Source organism: Vibrio sp. Vb0937, from assembly GCF_033338855.1.
In genome coordinates this window covers 449,643-465,979 of sequence record NZ_JAWOTK010000002.1, presented here as the reverse complement: position 1 = coordinate 465,979, position 16,337 = coordinate 449,643, and the positions used below count along the sequence as shown (strand labels likewise).

The window sequence follows — 16,337 nt, the reverse complement described above, 5'->3', positions numbered from 1 at the left end:
AGGTGTTAGGTGACTTTTTCGCCTTTCATGGATCTCAGTGTGTTTTGGCATCGCAACTGCGCAGCATTTAACTCCATCATTACCGCTTGAATGTCGTTTGCTTGCTGTTGCAATGCTGCCTTTTTCTCTTCGATCAACCGAATCATATAGTTCAACTGCTCAGTACTTTGATCGGTATCGTAGAGTTCAAATAACTCTTTGATATCTGCAAGAGAAAAGCCCAATCGCTTACCTCGCAAAATCAGTTTTAGTCGAATTCGATCACGACCATTGTAGATTCGAGTGTTGCCTTTACGTTCTGGAGTTAGGAGACCTAAATCTTCGTAGAAGCGAATGCTTCGAGTAGTAATGTCGAACTCTTTCGCGAGCTCGCTGATCTTAAATGTGTTCATTCCTTAACCTTACGACTTTCGTATAACATTTACATGAATATACAATTCGTTAACGTTAAAGTAAACAAACAACATCCACTCTTGAGCCTTGATATCACACGCATTTACTCGAAATCAAAGATTCACTCGAACAAACAATAACGTCAAACTTGACGTTAACGTAAATGTTAGTATAGTTATGACGTAAACGTCAACAGAAGGTTAATGGAATGAAAAATGAAACATGGATTGTTGCCGCTAAGCGAACGCCTATCGGCTCTTTTCAAGGTGCATTAGCTTCAACAGATGTCACGGAACTCGGTGCGAAAGCCATTCAAGGGGCGCTAGCCGAAAGCCAACTCGATGTGCACAAAATAGACGAAGTGTTGATGGGGTGCGTTTTACCCGCCGGTGTGGGGCAAGCGCCTGCAAGACAAGCAAGCCTTAAAGCTGAAATGCCACAATCGATTGGTTGTACGACACTGAACAAAGTTTGTGGATCGGGTATGAAAACCGTGATGCTGGCATATGACCTTATTCAATCTTGTAATGCGCATGCTGTCATCGCTGGTGGCATGGAAAACATGTCGTCTTCTCCTTATCTATTAAAGAAAGCGCGTGATGGTTTCCGTTTAGGTCACGAGCAAGTGCTTGATCACATGTTTTATGACGGTTTGCAGGATGCCTACCAAGGCGAGCTGATGGGTGTCTTTGCAGAACAGACGGCGCAAAAGTATCAGTTCAGCCGTGAAAGTATGGATGCCTGGGCGCAGCAGTCGGTGACTCGTGCGCAGCAAGCAATCGAACAAGGTTTGTTCAAAGAAGAGATCGTGCCCGTTAACGTAAAAAGTCGACGCGGCGAAACCTTGGTTGTAGATGATGAGCAACCGAGCAAACTCGACGTCACTAAAATTCCTACCTTACGCCCTGCGTTTGCCAAAGATGGCGGCGTAACCGCAGCAAACTCTAGTTCCATTTCGGATGGTGCGTCGGCAATGATCTTAGTCGATAGTGAGTTTGGTCGTCAGGAAAACCTTCAGCCTCTAGCCAAAATTGTCGCGTACAGCACGCATGCAAGACAGCCTGATGAGTTCACCATCGCACCAGTCTTCGCGATTGAATCGCTGCTGGAAAAAACGGGCTGGGACAAACCAGACGTGGACCTTTGGGAAATCAATGAAGCTTTTGCTGTCGTGACTCAATACGCGGTGAAAGCACTCGAACTGGACGAGAGCAAAGTGAACCCTCGCGGAGGGGCTTGTGCGCTGGGGCATCCAATAGGCGCAAGTGGCAATCGAATCCTTGTCACTTTGATTCATGCGCTAAAACAAACTGGTGGTAAGCGTGGCGTTGCATCGCTTTGTATTGGCGGCGGCGAAGCTACCGCTATCGCGATTGAAATCTGCTAAATCACTCTCAACAAAGTTTCACTTACATAACAGTAGTCAGTAACAAGCTGAAAAATACAAGGATGTCATCATGACAGAACAAGTAAAGCAGTATATCGGTGGTGAATTTGCCATCTCCGATTCAAAACAATGGCTAGATGTAACCAACCCGGCAACCAACGAAGTGATTGCACAAGTACCTTGTGCCACGGAATCGGAAATGAATGCGGCGATTGCCAGCGCAACAGAAACGTTCAAACGCTGGAAAGAAGTTGCAGCGCCGGAGCGTGCTAGATTGATGTTGCGCTACCAACATCTGTTAAAAGAGCAACACGATGAGTTGGCGATACTGCTTTCAAGTGAGACAGGCAAAACCCTCGCGGATGCAAAGGGTGACATTTGGCGCGGAATTGAAGTGGTAGAGCAAGCTGCAAACATTTGTAGCTCAATGATGGGCGAAACGGTTGAGAACGTCGCGACCAATATTGATGGTTACTCTTACATTCAACCGCTCGGCGTTTGTGCTGGCATTACACCGTTTAACTTCCCTGCGATGATCCCATTGTGGATGTTCCCGATGGCGATCGCTTGTGGCAACACCTTTGTTTTGAAGCCGTCAGAGCAAGTGCCACTAACGGCAATGAAACTGGCGGAGCTGTTTGAACAAGCTGGCGCACCAAAAGGCGTATTGCAAGTTGTTCACGGGACCAAAGAGCAAGTCGACCGCATTCTGACTGATCCAGTCGTTCGTGCGATCTCTTTTGTTGGCTCTGTGCCCGTTGGTGAGTACATCTACAAAACAGGTACAGACAACCTGAAACGCGTGCAGTCATTTGCAGGTGCTAAGAACCACATGGTCATCATGCCGGATGCAAACAAACAGCAAGTCATCAATAACCTAGTTGGTGCGTCAGTTGGTGCTGCAGGCCAACGCTGTATGGCGATTTCGGTTGCCGTATTTGTCGGCGAAACCAAAGAATGGATTCCAGAGATTAAAGAGGCGTTAGCTCAGGTTCAGCCTGGCGCGTGGGATGATGAAACCGCCGGTTATGGTCCACTGATTAGCCCTCAAGCGAAGCAGCGAGTGGTGAATTTGATTAATGAAGGCAAAGCGTCAGGCGCGAATTGTGTTCTGGACGGGACAGAGTGCCAAGTACCTGGCTTCCCGAACGGTAACTGGGTGGGGCCAACACTGTTTACCAACGTGACCACAGACATGTCGATTTATCAGGAAGAAATTTTCGGGCCTGTACTGTTAACTATGGAAGTGGATGACCTAGATGAAGCGATTGAACTGATCAATGCAAACCGCTTTGGTAATGGTACGTCTATTTTCACGGCGAACGGCGCTGCCGCGAGAAAGTATCAACACAATATCGAAGTAGGTAACGTAGGCATCAACGTGCCGATTCCGGTGCCATTGCCATTTTTCTCATTTACTGGGTGGAAAGGCAGCTTCTACGGCGACCTGCATGCTTACGGTAAACAAGCGGTTCGCTTCTACACCGAGACGAAAACTGTCACCGCGCGTTGGTTTGAAGATGACATTCCAAGCGGTCCAAACATGACCATTCAACTTAGCTAATTACTGGATTAGCGACACCTCTAGCCAAGCGCCACCGTTTAAGTGGGCTTGGCTCGGATACAAATGCAACGAATTAGACCTTAGGACTTCAAGATGGATTTTGAATTAAACGAAGATCAACTCGCGTTTGCCGAAGTAGCAAAGCAGTTTGCAGACCAAATGTTAGCGCCTCATGCGGCCGAGTGGGATGAAAACCATCATTTCCCTAAAGACGTACTGCGTCAAGCAGGTGAACTTGGTTTTCTGAGCATCTATACGCCGCCAGAGCATGGTGGCTTAGGGTTATCTCGTTTGGATGCGGCGATCATTTTCGAGCAGTTGGCTATGGGTTGTACCGCGACTACTGCGTTTATGACCATTCACAACATGGCGACGTGGATGATCACCAGCTTTGCCAAAGCAGAAGTGGCGCAGCAATTTAGCGCGGATCTAATTTCGGGTGAAAAGCTCGCTTCCTACTGTTTAACCGAACCTAATGCCGGCTCTGACGCCGCTTCTCTAACGACTAGCGCAGTGCGTGATGGCGATGAGTTTGTCCTCAATGGAGCAAAAGTGTTTATCTCGGGTGCGGGTGATACAGATGTTCTCGTCGTGATGGCGCGTTCGTGTGGTGAAGGAGCGGGTGGCGTTTCTGCATTCGTTGTTCCTGCTGATTGCGAAGGCATTAGCTACGGTAAAAAAGAAGCCAAAATGGGCTGGAACTGCCAGCCAACTCGCATGATTACCTTCGAAAATGTCCGCATTCCGGCTGACTATCTGTTGGGTGAAGAGGGAGAAGGCTTTAAGTTCGCCATGCTTGGCCTTGATGGTGGTCGAATCAATATCGCTACTTGTTCCGTCGGTACTGCGCAACAAGCACTGAACGAAGCCAAGCAATACATGAACGAACGCAAACAGTTCGGCCGTTCACTGGCGCAATTTCAAGCGTTGCAGTTCAAGCTTGCTGATATGGCGACTGAGCTGGTCGCTGCGCGTCAAATGGTGCGACTCGCAGCCGCTAAACTCGATGCCCAGCACGCAGAAAAAAGTGCGTACTGTGCCATGGCAAAACGCTTTGCTACTGATGTGGGCTTTAAAGTCTGCGATCAGGCGCTGCAAATTCACGGTGGCTATGGCTACATCAAAGAATATCCAGTCGAGCGCCATTTCCGAGACGTTCGTGTTCACCAAATTCTTGAAGGTACCAACGAAATCATGCGTCTGATCGTCGCAAGACGATTACTAACGGAAGGCGTTGAGCTGCTTTAGTCAGCGAGACACAGCCTTACCTAAAGAAATTAAAAAGGACTGAAAGATTATGACGGCACAAATCAAATTAGAGCGCGAAGCGCATATTGCCAAGCTCACGATTAGTAATCCGCCAGCGAACACTTGGACGCTTGAGTCTTTGAATCAGCTAAAAGAGTTGGCAATTGAACTTAGTAATGATCGCTCTATTTATGCGTTGGTTTTAACAGGCGAAGGCGAGAAATTCTTTTCTGCTGGAGCAGATCTTAATAACTTTGCATCGGGTGATAAATCACAAGCAGCAAACATGGCGTTCGCATTTGGTGAAGCGTTTGAAGCGCTTTCTGCATTCGATGGGGTTTCTATCGCAGCGATTAATGGTTACGCGATGGGCGGCGGTCTGGAAGTGGCGATGGCGTGTGACATTCGTATCGCAGAAGAACAAGTACAAATGGCACTTCCTGAAGCATCGGTAGGTTTGTTGCCGTGTGCGGGTGGGACGCAAAACCTGACCGCGTTGGTAGGTGAAGGTTGGGCGAAGCGTATGATCCTGTGTGGCGAGCGTGTGACGGCCGAGCGAGCGGAAAAAATTGGGTTAGTCGAAGAGGTGGTGGCGAAAGGTCAAGCACTCGAAGCGGCTATGGAGCTAGCACAGCGTGTTGCAGGTCAATCACCGAAATCTGTGTCTGCGTGCAAAACGCTAATTCAAGGTCGACGCAGCCAAACTCATGCAGCTGGATTGGTTTTGGAGCGTGAACTGTTTTTACAGCTGTTCAATACACAAGATCAGACTGAGGGTGTGAATGCGTTTTTGCAAAAGCGCAAGCCACAATGGACAAACAGCTAGCGGAGGCCAAATGACAGGTACAGTAAATGTTTCAAAACTTGAGTGCGCTGATGGCTCTGTTATTGGTGTGCTAGAGCTTGATAACCCAGCAGCTCTCAACGCGTTGAGTTACGTGATGATTGAGAAGTTGTACAAACAGCTTAATGAATGGCAAACGAACGACAGCGTCATCGCGGTATTCTTGCATGCTCAAGGTGAAAAAGCGTTTTGTGCTGGTGGTGATATTCAAGCGATCTACCGTGCACTTGAAAACAAAGAGCAAGACTTTGATTCTGCGTTTTCAGCGATGGAAACCTTCTTTGACCTCGAATATCGCTGTGACCATCTTATTCATACTTATCCAAAACCGATCATCGCGTGGGGACATGGTTATTTGATGGGCGGGGGAGTTGGCCTGTTTATGGGTGCCAGCCATCGCGTAGCAGAAACCACCACACGCTTTGCAATGCCAGAGATTAAAATTGGCCTTTACCCAGATGTAGGCGCGAAGTACTTCCTGAACCAGTTGCCAAAACATTTGGCACTGTTCTTAAGTTTGACGGCTTGTCAAATTAACGCAACAGATATGAAAGCGTTGGGGTTAAGCCAATGGATTGCACAGCCAGAAAACAAGCAAGTGCTGCTGGATCTGCTTGCATCGGTAAGTTGGCAAGATGAAGCGAACATCAACGAAAAAATCGCCACTACGCTGCGTTCGGTACACGTGGACGAGCCAACCGAAGGGATGTTGATGCCCTATGCGGAATTGATTGAGCAGTTATGTTCGGGTGACTTAGCGTCAATTGTTGATGCAATCAGCCGTGCTAACGTTGATAACAAGTGGTTCGTCAATGCGCAGAAGTCACTGAACTATGGCAGTCCGTTGTCGCTCAGTATCACTTATCAGCAGTTAACGCAGTATCAAAACCTCTCTTTGAAAGCGTGTTTTGATATGGAATTTAACCTAACACTACGTTGTGGCTTAGAAGGTGATTTTAGAGAAGGGGTTCGTGCGCTGATTATTGATAAAACCAATCAACCGACTTGGCAACATCGCACGGTTTCTGACGTAACGCCACAAGTTTTGGAGCGCTTCTTCTCGCCAATTGACTCAGCAGAATACCCACTGACCGCATCGTCGGTAGCTATAGCGGCACTTTAGTACAAGGAAGAAATACGATATGGACAAAATTGCATTTATTGGCCTTGGTAACATGGGTGCGCCTATGGCTAAGAATCTACTCAAAGCGGGCTTGAATGTCGAAGTATTTGATTTGAACCCAAGCGCAGTTGAGGAGTTGACCGCATTGGGCGCTTCAAGTGCCGATTCCGTTCAGCAGGCAGTACAAGGTGTGGAGGTGGTTGTCACTATGCTGCCAGCGAGCCAACACGTTCAAAGCGTTTATCTTGGTCAAGATGGCATCTTAGATAGCGTCGAATCAGGCACCTTGCTGATTGATTCATCCACCATCGATCCGGCGACTGCTCGTTTGGTTGGCGAAAAAGCATCGCAACTTGGTATCAGTTTTGTTGATGCACCAGTATCTGGTGGCGTTGCGGGCGCAGCAGCAGGTACGTTAACTTTCATTGTTGGCGGCTCACAAGAGAACTTTGTTCAAGCCAAAGCGGTGCTTAGCCACATGGGTAAAAACATCTTCCATGCTGGTGATGCTGGAGCTGGTCAGGTGGCGAAGATCTGCAATAACATGATGTTGGGCATTTTGATGAGCGGCACCTGTGAAGCACTCAATTTAGGGATGGAAAACGGACTCGATCCCAAAGTGCTTTCCGACATCATGTTGCAAAGTTCAGGACGTAACTGGGCGCTAGAGCTTTATAACCCTTGTCCAGGTGTGATGGAAAGTACGCCTGCAAGCAATGGTTATCAAGGCGGCTTTATGAGCCAGTTAATGGCTAAAGATCTGGGTCTTGCGATGGAAGCGGCGGTTGCCAGTCAAACATCAACGCCAATGGGCAGCTTGGCTCGTAATCTGTTTAATTTTCACAACGGTCAGGGCAACGGGCAAAAAGATTTTTCAAGCTTGTTTGAGTTCTACCAAAAGCAAAATCAGGCCTAAGGAGCGCTTATGGAGTTAGCAAATAAGGTCATTGCGATCACGGGGGCAGGGCAGGGGCTGGGTAAACAAATGGCACTGTCACTGGCGGAAAATGGCGTTCATCTTGCGCTTATCGACCTCAATTCAGAGCAACTGGCTGAAACGAAAGCGGAATGTGAATCTCTCGGAGTTACCGCTCGTTTTTATGTGACGAACGTGACTGACGAACAGCAGGTGTGCAGTGCTTTTGAGCAAATTGAGGCAGATTTCAAGCAGCTCAATGGCGTTATCAATAACGCAGGTATTATGCGTGATGGCATGTTCATTAAAGTCAAAGATGGTCAGGTTAACACGATGTCGCTGGAACAATTTCAGTCTGTTCTAGATGTGAATGTAACAGGCACTTTCCTGTGTGGCCGTGAAGCGAGCAAGGTAATGCTGAACACCGATAGCAAAGGGGTTCTGATCAACATATCCAGCGTTGCGCGTGCCGGGAATATTGGTCAAACCAACTATTCAGCATCTAAAGCGGCGGTAGCCACCATGGCAACGGTGTGGGCGAAAGAGTTAGGGCGTTTCGGAATTCGCTCAGTGGCGATTGCTCCGGGTGTCATCAAAACTGCCATGACAGACCAAATAAAACCTGAAGCGATGGAACGTTTAATCGGAATGATTCCGGTTGGACGTTTAGGTTTGGCGGATGAAATTTCATCGACCATAAAATACGTGTTAACCAACGAATTCGTGACCGGACGAGTGTTCGAAGTCGATGGCGGAATGCGAATGTAACCCCCTCTGCAACATAAAAAAGGGGAGCGAGTTTGATTGTCCGCTTCCTTCCACTTTCTCCTTTCTTTTATTGCTTCTATCTGAAAAATGTATTGGATGCATGGTCGACTGCTATCTCATCGAACGGTATAAAAATTTATTCTATTTCTAATGTGAATGGCTAGTTCTATATTGCTTGTCATGTAAATGTATTAACTCACAACTAAGACGATCTTTTGTCTCACTAACGAGATCATTATTCTTGGTGTGTAAAAAATACCCTCATTGGTTATATTGCGACCGAAAACTATTTCGGCATCTAAAGATGGTGATTTATTATTCAGCGCAAAATACATGGGAATATGAGGCTGACTGAATAACCTTCAGTTGTCTTAATAATAAATAATCAGAATTCTCAATTACACTGAAGTAACTACCCATTAGGGAAGAGCAATAATGTCACTATTTCATTCGCTTAGGACGATGCCGCTATTATTAGGGTGTCTGTGTTTTTCTGTTCTGGCCTCCACAGAAAAGGTGGAACAGGAAGGTAAGTTTTTACAGTCGTTAGAAGGCATCGAAAATCAAATTTACGCATTACCTCAGAGTTCTTTAGCTTTGATTGAAGCGTTAGAAGAAGAGTCTTTACTACAAAACCAACCAACAGCGCTGTTGGTGCGTTACTGGCTTGCCAAGGCCACGGTTTTAGAGCTGCTAGGGCGCGTAGAAGAGAGTCAGAGTGTCGTTCAAAAAGGATTGGAGCTTGTGCGTCCACAGAGCCATGAGTATCTCCTGTTTAAGTTGATTCAGATGCGAACTATGGTTGGAAAGAGCGATATCGATACCGCGCTTTCTGCGTTGGATAGCTTGTTGGAAACATCGCGTGAGAATGGTGATAAGCAACTTGAATCAGAAATCCTGCTGCTAAAAGGACGCTATTACGATGAGCAAGGTGAGTTTAAAAAATCCTATGCTGCACTTATGTCGTCCATGGATGCGGCTGAATCTTCAGGTGTTCACGGGCTGGTCGAACGTGCAGCACTAGAGCTAGGTGACGTACTTGTCAAAATTCAGGGTTACGACCGATCTGAGGCGCTTTTGGAACAAGCATATCGCTATTTTAGGGATAGGCGTATGTCGTTCAATGAGTTGTTGAGCGTTTTGACGATAGCGAAACTTCATAAAGCACAGTTCCAATACGAAGAGGCGATAGCGTCATATCAGCGAGCGTTAAAGCTGGCTCAAATTATCGGTGATGGACGCTTTAGATTTCGAGTTAACCTTGAACTTGCAGCTTTATATCGTGAGACGAATCAAGAAAAGAAGATGGTTAACCACTTGAAGCTGGCGGAGAATTTACAGTACAGAGAAACGTCTAGCGCGTATTTGGCAACATTTAAGTTGTTACAAGCCGAATATATGTTAGAGCAGCAGCAATTTGAAATACTTTTAGCGATGATCGCACCAATGCTGCCGGAGATTATAGAGAGTCGATACGTCAAGCAACAGCAAATGGAGCTACTAAAAGTCGCCGCTATGGCCTATGCGGGAAGCAATGACTTTAAACTAGCATTCGAAACTTACGGTAACTATCACGATAAATTTATCCAATTTAGCAATCAAAGAGAAGTTGAAAATCTTGAGCGCCAGCAGACGTTATTTGAGTTGGAACGACTTGAATATGAGAACGAAGATCTCAACTGGAACAATGTGTTGCAGCGTATGGAGCTAGAAAATAACCGTCGTACTTTTTACTTATTGGGTGAAGCGCTACTTGCGCTCATCGGTGTTCTATTTTTGATGGCGGTAGTATTTCTCGTCGTCAATCGCTCGCGTTTGAGAATGCGTCGCCTCGCAAAGACAGACACATTGACAGGGTTGTTCAATCGCCGTTTTTTAGAGGACTGGTTCACTAAGCCAGTAGAAGTGAGGCGTGAGCGAAAAGAGAAACCGGTACCTCAATCTAAGCAAGAAAAGATACAACACTTTGTTTTTGAGCAAGTCGAGCAAGTTAAGTGCGGTTATCTAGCTTTAAACAAATGGGTAGATAGCAAACTCGATAAACAGAAAATGGTGCCAAATAAACCACAATCGGGGCCAGTAACTTTAGCGTTAATCGATGTGGATTATTTCAAGCAGGTAAATGATACCTATGGGCATGTGTTTGGAGATACCGTACTAACGGGCGTTGCCAAAGTGTTGGAGGAAACTGTACGTGAGAACGACATTGTTGCTCGCTTTGGTGGTGAAGAGTTTGTTGTTGTTATGCCCAATACAGACCATAAAAACGCCCTTATTACTGCAGAACGTTTACGTAGCGCTTTATCCCTACATGGCTTTGTTACGGAACAGAAAGAAGAAGTGAGAGTGACCTGTAGTTTTGGAGTCGTTACCACTGAAGATAATGAGATGAGTTTTAAATCACTTTGCGATCAGGCCGATAAATTGCTTTATCAAGCGAAAGCGAACGGACGCAACTGCGTGAAAGGTCGCTCGCTAGCGTAACAGAAATCAAAAGTTCAGGCTCATCGCACGATGAATCTGAACTTATCCCTCCCATTTACTTTGATAGCCAAGTGACTTTGAGATCCTTGTTTCGAATATAAAACGCTGAATCTAACATCTTAAAGTCACTTGGCGATATTACTTAAAAATGGCTTAAGGATATCGAATCGCATATTCATGGCGTTCAATATAACCTCTCTTTTTGCCTTCTTCACCTTCAAAGTGCGAATGCCACTTGTGTCTACAAAACTATAACAAACTAGTGTGTCTATTCTTTGTACAAATAAACCGTGTACAGGTGAAATGATTAGTGGTCGATATAAATTTTTTGTGGCACAGATTTTTGTTGTTCAAAAATCAACTCGTTCATCATCGTTTTAAAAATAGATAAATGGTTAAGCATTTGATTTTGTTTTGCTTATTTGTTTGTTCTTAAACTAAAATCTAGTTATCCCGACAAGTTCTTGCTGAGCAATTTTTCGTACACCCTCAACTTTTCATCCTTTTTTACTAACATTTTTCTTTAAAAATAATTTGAGTTCGAATTAATTTTCAGGCATTTTATATTTAACTAACCGTTCAATTAAAAATAACAGGGACGCAAAATGCCAAAGGTGGGGATGCCTGAAATCAGAAAACCGCAGCTTGTGAAAGCGACAATGTCAGTGATTGATAGAGTCGGTTTACACGCGGCGAGTATTTCGTTAATCAGCAAAGAAGCCGGTGTATCAACGGGGATTATCAACCACTATTTCGGTGGTAAGCACGGATTGCTGGAGGAAACGATGCGCGAAATATTGCGTCAGCTTTCGTCCACTATCACACAGAAGTTACGTGAGCTGCCAAGTGATGCTCATCACCAAAGAATTAACGCCATCATTGACGGTAACTTTGTCGGCTATCAGGCAGAAAACCAAGTTGCTAAGACTTGGCTGGCGTTTTGGTCGTACTCAATGCATGACGAGCAGCTCAAGCGTTTACAGCGTGTCAACGAACGACGTCTATTGTCCCACCTAAGAAAAGAACTCAAAGCATTATTAAATGCAGAGCAGGCTGAATTGGTTGCTCATGGTATTGCATCACTTATTGATGGAATTTGGCTGCGCGGAACGCTCAACCCGCAAGGCATTGATGCAGAAAGAGCGAGAATCATCATCAACGATTATCTCGAAAAACAACTTACGTTTTATTCTGAAAAAATATAAAAGTTACAGGTCTTCAAAATGGAAATGAAAGCACACTATATCAATGGTGCGATGTACGACGGGTGTTCAGATGAACACTTCACCACTTACAATCCGGCGAATGGTGAGCCATTGGCCAACATTAAACAAGCGAACCAAGACGATCTTCAAGCAGCGATTGAATCGGCAAAAAAAGGTTTTGCTGCATGGTCGGCGATGACTGCGATTGAGCGCAGCCGTATTTTACACAAAGCCGTTGCCATTTTACGTGAGCGTAATGACGAGCTGGCTGCATTGGAAGTGGCAGATACTGGTAAGCCCATTCAAGAAGCTATCGCGGTTGATGTCACAACAGGTGCCGATGTTCTTGAGTACTACGCGGGTCTTGCTCCAAGTCTACAAGGTGAACAGCAGCCACTCAGCGACGATCAGTTTTTCTATACACGTCGTGAGCCATTGGGCATTTGCGCGGGTATTGGCGCTTGGAATTATCCAATTCAAATTGCGATGTGGAAATCGGCGCCAGCACTGGCTGCGGGCAACGCAATGATCTTCAAGCCATCAGAAGAAACACCATTAACGGCGCTTAAGCTCGCCGAAATTTATTCAGAAGCGGGCATGCCAGATGGCGTATTTAATGTCGTGCAAGGGGATTACCGAGTAGGACAGATGCTAACAGCGCATCCTGACATCGCAAAAGTGTCATTCACGGGTGAGTCAGGCACCGGTAAAGTCGTCATGAGTGACAGCGCTAAGACACTAAAACAAGTAACGATGGAGCTTGGTGGTAAGTCTCCACTGATTATTTTTGATGATGCGAAGTTAAACGATGCCGTTTCTGCGGCCATGGTGGCGAACTTCTACACCCAAGGTGAGGTTTGTACGCACGGTACACGTGTATTTGTCCATGAAGGTATTTATGACGACTTTATCACACAGCTTAAAGCCCGAACCGAGCTGTTAGTCGTCGGCGATCCGCTTGATGAGAACACGCAAATTGGCGCGCTAATCTCTAAAGATCATGAATCGAAAGTTCTAGGAGCGATTGAAGCCGCGAAAGCGAGTGGCGCGACGTTACTGACTGGCGGCTACAAAGCAACAGACAATGGCCTAGCCAATGGTAACTTTGTTGCTCCAACCGTATTTGTCGATTGCGATGATGACATGAGCCACGTTCAACAAGAAATCTTTGGCCCGGTAATGTCAGTTCTGAAATTCCGCGATGAGTCGGAAGTGATTGCGCGTGCAAATGGCACTGATTATGGCTTAGCGGCAGGTGTATTTACTCAAAACCTATCTCGTGCGCACCGTGTGATCCATCAAATTCAAGCGGGTATTTGTTGGGTGAACACATGGGGTGACTCACCTGCGGAAATGCCAGTTGGCGGCTACAAGCAATCAGGTGTTGGCCGTGAAAACGGAGTCGAAACCCTTAAACATTACACACAAACGAAGAGTGTTCTGGTTCAGCTAAGCGACTTCGAAAGCCCTTACAAATGATACTACTCATAGTAGATAACTGACCACTTTAGCTTGTTAAAATGCTCGATAACTACGTTGTCAATTTTGATTGTAGGTTAACTACTTATCAAAATTTCCGCCTTGTTCTCAAGCATTTTTCCTACGCTAATTTCGTTCACTTATCTACGGTGATGAGTATTAACTCCTAGGAGAATAAAAATGCAACAACACTACGATTACATCATCGTCGGTGCGGGTTCGGCCGGCTGTGTGTTAGCGGATCGCTTAAGTGAAAGTGGTCAAAATTCGGTCCTATTACTCGAAGCGGGTGGGTCGGATAAAAGTATTTTTATCCAAATGCCAACGGCGCTTTCTTACCCGATGAACACTGAAAAATACGCTTGGCAGTTTGAGACGGTTGAAGAGCAAGGGTTGGATGGTCGCCAACTTCATTGTCCTCGCGGAAAAGTTCTGGGCGGTAGCTCATCTATCAACGGCATGGTTTACGTTCGCGGACACGCTTGTGACTTTGACCAGTGGGAAGAGGAAGGCGCGAAAGGCTGGAATTATCAGTCGTGTTTGCCTTATTTCCGTAAAGCAGAGTCTTGGATTGGTGGTGCTGATGAATATCGGGGCGATCACGGTCCAGTCGGCACATGTAACGGCAACGATATGAAGCTCAATCCACTGTACCAAGCTTTTATTGATGCAGGCAAAGAAGCGGGCTACCCAGAAACAAAAGATTACAACGGTTATCAACAAGAGGGCTTTGGCCCAATGCATATGACCGTCGACAAAGGCGTACGCGCTTCGACCTCTAATGCATACTTAAGCCGCGCTAAAAAACGCAAAAACTTCACCCTAATGAAGAGGGTGACGGTTCATCGAGTTTTATTAGAAGAAACTGGTGCAGAAGGTAAGAAAGCGGTAGGCGTTGAATTTGAAAAGTCAGGTTCAATTCAGCAATGTTTTGCGAACAATGAAGTGATTTCGAGTGCGGGTTCGGTTGGCTCCGTTCAGCTGTTGCAGCTTTCAGGCATTGGCCCTAAGGCAGTATTAGAAAAAGCGGGCATTGAGGTGAAACACTCGTTGGAAGGGGTAGGTAAAAACCTGCAAGATCACTTAGAAGTGTATTTCCAATATCACTGTAAGCAACCTATTACGCTCAACAGCAAATTAGGTTTGGTGAGCAAGGGCTTGATTGGCACTGAGTGGATATTAACTCGCAAAGGCCTTGGTGCGACTAACCACTTTGAATCGTGTGCGTTTATCCGCTCTCGTGAAGGACTAAAGTGGCCAAATATTCAATATCACTTCTTGCCAGCGGCAATGCGCTATGACGGGCAAGCTGCTTTTGATGGTCATGGTTTCCAAGTGCACGTTGGACCTAACAAGCCAGAAAGTCGCGGGTCGGTTGAAGTTGTCTCTGCGAATCCGAATGATAAGCCGAAGATTGAGTTTAACTACATTTCCACTGAACAAGATAAGCAGGATTGGCGTGATTGTATTCGCCTTACTCGCGAGATCCTCAATCAGCCAGCCATGGATGAGTTTCGTGGGGATGAGATCCAACCCGGTCTGAACATCACAACGGATGAACAGATTGATGAATGGGTGAAGCAAAACGTCGAGAGTGCTTACCATCCATCTTGTACCTGCAAAATGGGCGCAGATAACGACCCATTAGCCGTCTTAAATGAGCGATGCCAAGTACGCGGTATTCAAGGCTTGCGTGTGGTGGACTCTTCTATTTTCCCAACCATTCCGAACGGTAATTTAAATGCGCCAACGATTATGGTGGCAGAACGCGCCGCGGATATGATTTTGGATAACGCCCTAGAAACGTCGAACAACGTACCAGTTTGGATTGCACCGGACTGGCAAGAGATGCAACGAATGCATCCGCCAAAAAGAGATCTCGATTCGATCTCATAAAATGAAAAAGTCAGTAATCATTACAAGGAATTCAACATGTCTAAGATGACAAAAATCTTCTCAACAATTGCACTAAGTACTTTAGCAACAGGCGCTTACGCCAACCAATGTGAAACGGTTCGTTTCGCAGATGTAGGTTGGACTGACATCACTGCGACCACTGCCGTTACATCAGAGTTACTTAAAGGGTTGGGGTACAAAACGAAGACCGATCTTCTGTCTGTGCCTGTAACTTACTCCTCTATGGCTAATGGCGATATCGACATTTTCCTAGGTAACTGGATGCCAACGATGGAAGGTGATATCGCGAAATACCGTGATGCAGGTACTGTTGAAACCGTACGCGCGAACCTCGTTGGCGCAAAGTACACGCTAGCTGTTCCAAAATACGTTTATGACGCAGGCGTAACCAACTTCGCTGACCTAGTAAAACATGCCGACAAATTTAAAGACCGCATTTACGGCATTGAACCAGGAAACGATGGCAACCGCTTAATTCAGTCAATGATTGATAGCAACGCATTCGGCCTAAAAGATTTCAGCCTAGTTGAGTCCAGTGAAGCTGGCATGGTGTCTCAAGTATCACGTGCCGCACGCCGCAATCAATGGATTGTGTACCTAGGTTGGGCGCCGCACCCAATGAATAGTAACGTTGAAATGGAATATCTAGCGGGTGGTGATGACTTCTTCGGTCCTAACTACGGCGGCGCGAACGTCTACACAAACGTACGTAAAAATTACCTCGCTGAGTGTCCAAATGTAGGTCAGCTAGTGAAAAATCTAGAGTTTAACCTAGAAATGGAAAATGAACTGATGGAAGCGATTCTTAACCAGAAACAGAAGCCATCAAAAGCAGCGCAAGCATGGTTGAATGCAAACCAAGAGCAAATTGAAGCGTGGCTAGAGGGCGTGAAAACGGTGGATGGCCAAGATGCGCTAACAGCTATTACAAACTACTTAAAAACAAACGCTTAATAAGCAGTATTTGACTCGTTTTTTTAAAAGAAAGTGGGCAGAGTTTTGCCCGCTT

General features: G+C 46.0%; 13 protein-coding genes. 12 read left to right on the top strand and 1 reads right to left on the bottom strand.

Going from position 1 to position 16,337, the window contains the following annotated elements:
- Window positions 1–5: 5 nt before the first annotated feature.
- Window positions 6–392 carry a MerR family transcriptional regulator gene (locus R7P67_RS05560; RefSeq protein WP_005373242.1) on the bottom strand — a complete coding sequence of 129 codons (387 nt, stop codon included), beginning with the start codon at window positions 390–392 and terminating at the stop codon, window positions 6–8.
- Window positions 393–601: 209 nt separating this feature from the next.
- Between R7P67_RS05560 and R7P67_RS05555 the strand changes: the two genes are divergently transcribed.
- The 12 genes from R7P67_RS05555 to R7P67_RS05500 all read left to right on the top strand — a co-directional run bounded on the left by R7P67_RS05555 (window position 602) and on the right by R7P67_RS05500 (window position 16,282).
- Window positions 602–1,780, top strand: coding sequence for a thiolase family protein (locus tag R7P67_RS05555; RefSeq protein ID WP_262652743.1), 1,179 nt, complete (start codon window positions 602–604; stop codon window positions 1,778–1,780).
- A gap of 70 nt (window positions 1,781–1,850) precedes the next feature.
- Window positions 1,851–3,344 carry a CoA-acylating methylmalonate-semialdehyde dehydrogenase gene (locus R7P67_RS05550; RefSeq protein ID WP_262652744.1) on the top strand — a complete coding sequence of 498 codons (1,494 nt, stop codon included), beginning with the start codon at window positions 1,851–1,853 and terminating at the stop codon, window positions 3,342–3,344.
- 93 nt (window positions 3,345–3,437) lie between these two features.
- Window positions 3,438–4,592: an acyl-CoA dehydrogenase family protein gene (locus R7P67_RS05545; protein ID WP_005373226.1), complete on the top strand. Its 1,155-nt coding sequence runs from the start codon at window positions 3,438–3,440 to the stop codon at window positions 4,590–4,592.
- A 49-nt stretch (window positions 4,593–4,641) separates the two neighbouring features.
- The gene (locus R7P67_RS05540) at window positions 4,642–5,418 is read left to right on the top strand and encodes an enoyl-CoA hydratase (protein WP_017633670.1); all 777 of its coding nucleotides are present in this window, start codon (window positions 4,642–4,644) and stop codon (window positions 5,416–5,418) included.
- Window positions 5,419–5,428: 10 nt separating this feature from the next.
- A complete protein-coding gene (locus R7P67_RS05535; RefSeq protein WP_318085898.1) occupies window positions 5,429–6,559 on the top strand; it encodes an enoyl-CoA hydratase/isomerase family protein in 1,131 nt (376 codons plus the stop codon).
- Window positions 6,560–6,578: 19 nt separating this feature from the next.
- Entirely contained in the window at window positions 6,579–7,475 is an 897-nt protein-coding gene (mmsB, locus tag R7P67_RS05530; RefSeq protein WP_262652746.1) for a 3-hydroxyisobutyrate dehydrogenase, read from the top strand.
- Between the two features lie 9 nt (window positions 7,476–7,484).
- Window positions 7,485–8,243, top strand: coding sequence for an SDR family oxidoreductase (locus R7P67_RS05525; RefSeq protein WP_054576059.1), 759 nt, complete (start codon window positions 7,485–7,487; stop codon window positions 8,241–8,243).
- 462 nt (window positions 8,244–8,705) lie between these two features.
- Window positions 8,706–10,727, top strand: a complete 2,022-nt coding sequence (locus R7P67_RS05520) for a diguanylate cyclase (RefSeq protein ID WP_411912806.1) — start codon at window positions 8,706–8,708, stop codon at window positions 10,725–10,727.
- A 605-nt stretch (window positions 10,728–11,332) separates the two neighbouring features.
- Window positions 11,333–11,932 carry a transcriptional regulator BetI gene (gene betI, locus R7P67_RS05515; protein ID WP_017820329.1) on the top strand — a complete coding sequence of 200 codons (600 nt, stop codon included), beginning with the start codon at window positions 11,333–11,335 and terminating at the stop codon, window positions 11,930–11,932.
- An 18-nt stretch (window positions 11,933–11,950) separates the two neighbouring features.
- Complete coding sequence (gene betB / locus R7P67_RS05510) at window positions 11,951–13,411, top strand: betaine-aldehyde dehydrogenase (protein WP_262652749.1); 1,461 nt, start codon at window positions 11,951–11,953, stop codon at window positions 13,409–13,411.
- A 180-nt stretch (window positions 13,412–13,591) separates the two neighbouring features.
- Complete coding sequence (gene betA / locus R7P67_RS05505; RefSeq protein ID WP_005373209.1) at window positions 13,592–15,307, top strand: choline dehydrogenase; 1,716 nt, start codon at window positions 13,592–13,594, stop codon at window positions 15,305–15,307.
- Between the two features lie 36 nt (window positions 15,308–15,343).
- Complete coding sequence (locus R7P67_RS05500; RefSeq protein WP_005382646.1) at window positions 15,344–16,282, top strand: choline ABC transporter substrate-binding protein; 939 nt, start codon at window positions 15,344–15,346, stop codon at window positions 16,280–16,282.
- Window positions 16,283–16,337: the final 55 nt, after the last annotated feature.

Coding starts and splice junctions, on each gene's coding strand:
- R7P67_RS05560 (WP_005373242.1), bottom strand. CDS start 392: ATGAACACATTTAAGATCAGCGAGCTCGCGAAAGAGTTCGACATTACT.
- R7P67_RS05555 (WP_262652743.1), top strand. CDS start 602: ATGAAAAATGAAACATGGATTGTTGCCGCTAAGCGAACGCCTATCGGC.
- R7P67_RS05550 (WP_262652744.1), top strand. CDS start 1,851: ATGACAGAACAAGTAAAGCAGTATATCGGTGGTGAATTTGCCATCTCC.
- R7P67_RS05545 (WP_005373226.1), top strand. CDS start 3,438: ATGGATTTTGAATTAAACGAAGATCAACTCGCGTTTGCCGAAGTAGCA.
- R7P67_RS05540 (WP_017633670.1), top strand. CDS start 4,642: ATGACGGCACAAATCAAATTAGAGCGCGAAGCGCATATTGCCAAGCTC.
- R7P67_RS05535 (WP_318085898.1), top strand. CDS start 5,429: ATGACAGGTACAGTAAATGTTTCAAAACTTGAGTGCGCTGATGGCTCT.
- mmsB (WP_262652746.1), top strand. CDS start 6,579: ATGGACAAAATTGCATTTATTGGCCTTGGTAACATGGGTGCGCCTATG.
- R7P67_RS05525 (WP_054576059.1), top strand. CDS start 7,485: ATGGAGTTAGCAAATAAGGTCATTGCGATCACGGGGGCAGGGCAGGGG.
- R7P67_RS05520 (WP_411912806.1), top strand. CDS start 8,706: ATGCCGCTATTATTAGGGTGTCTGTGTTTTTCTGTTCTGGCCTCCACA.
- betI (WP_017820329.1), top strand. CDS start 11,333: ATGCCAAAGGTGGGGATGCCTGAAATCAGAAAACCGCAGCTTGTGAAA.
- betB (WP_262652749.1), top strand. CDS start 11,951: ATGGAAATGAAAGCACACTATATCAATGGTGCGATGTACGACGGGTGT.
- betA (WP_005373209.1), top strand. CDS start 13,592: ATGCAACAACACTACGATTACATCATCGTCGGTGCGGGTTCGGCCGGC.
- R7P67_RS05500 (WP_005382646.1), top strand. CDS start 15,344: ATGTCTAAGATGACAAAAATCTTCTCAACAATTGCACTAAGTACTTTA.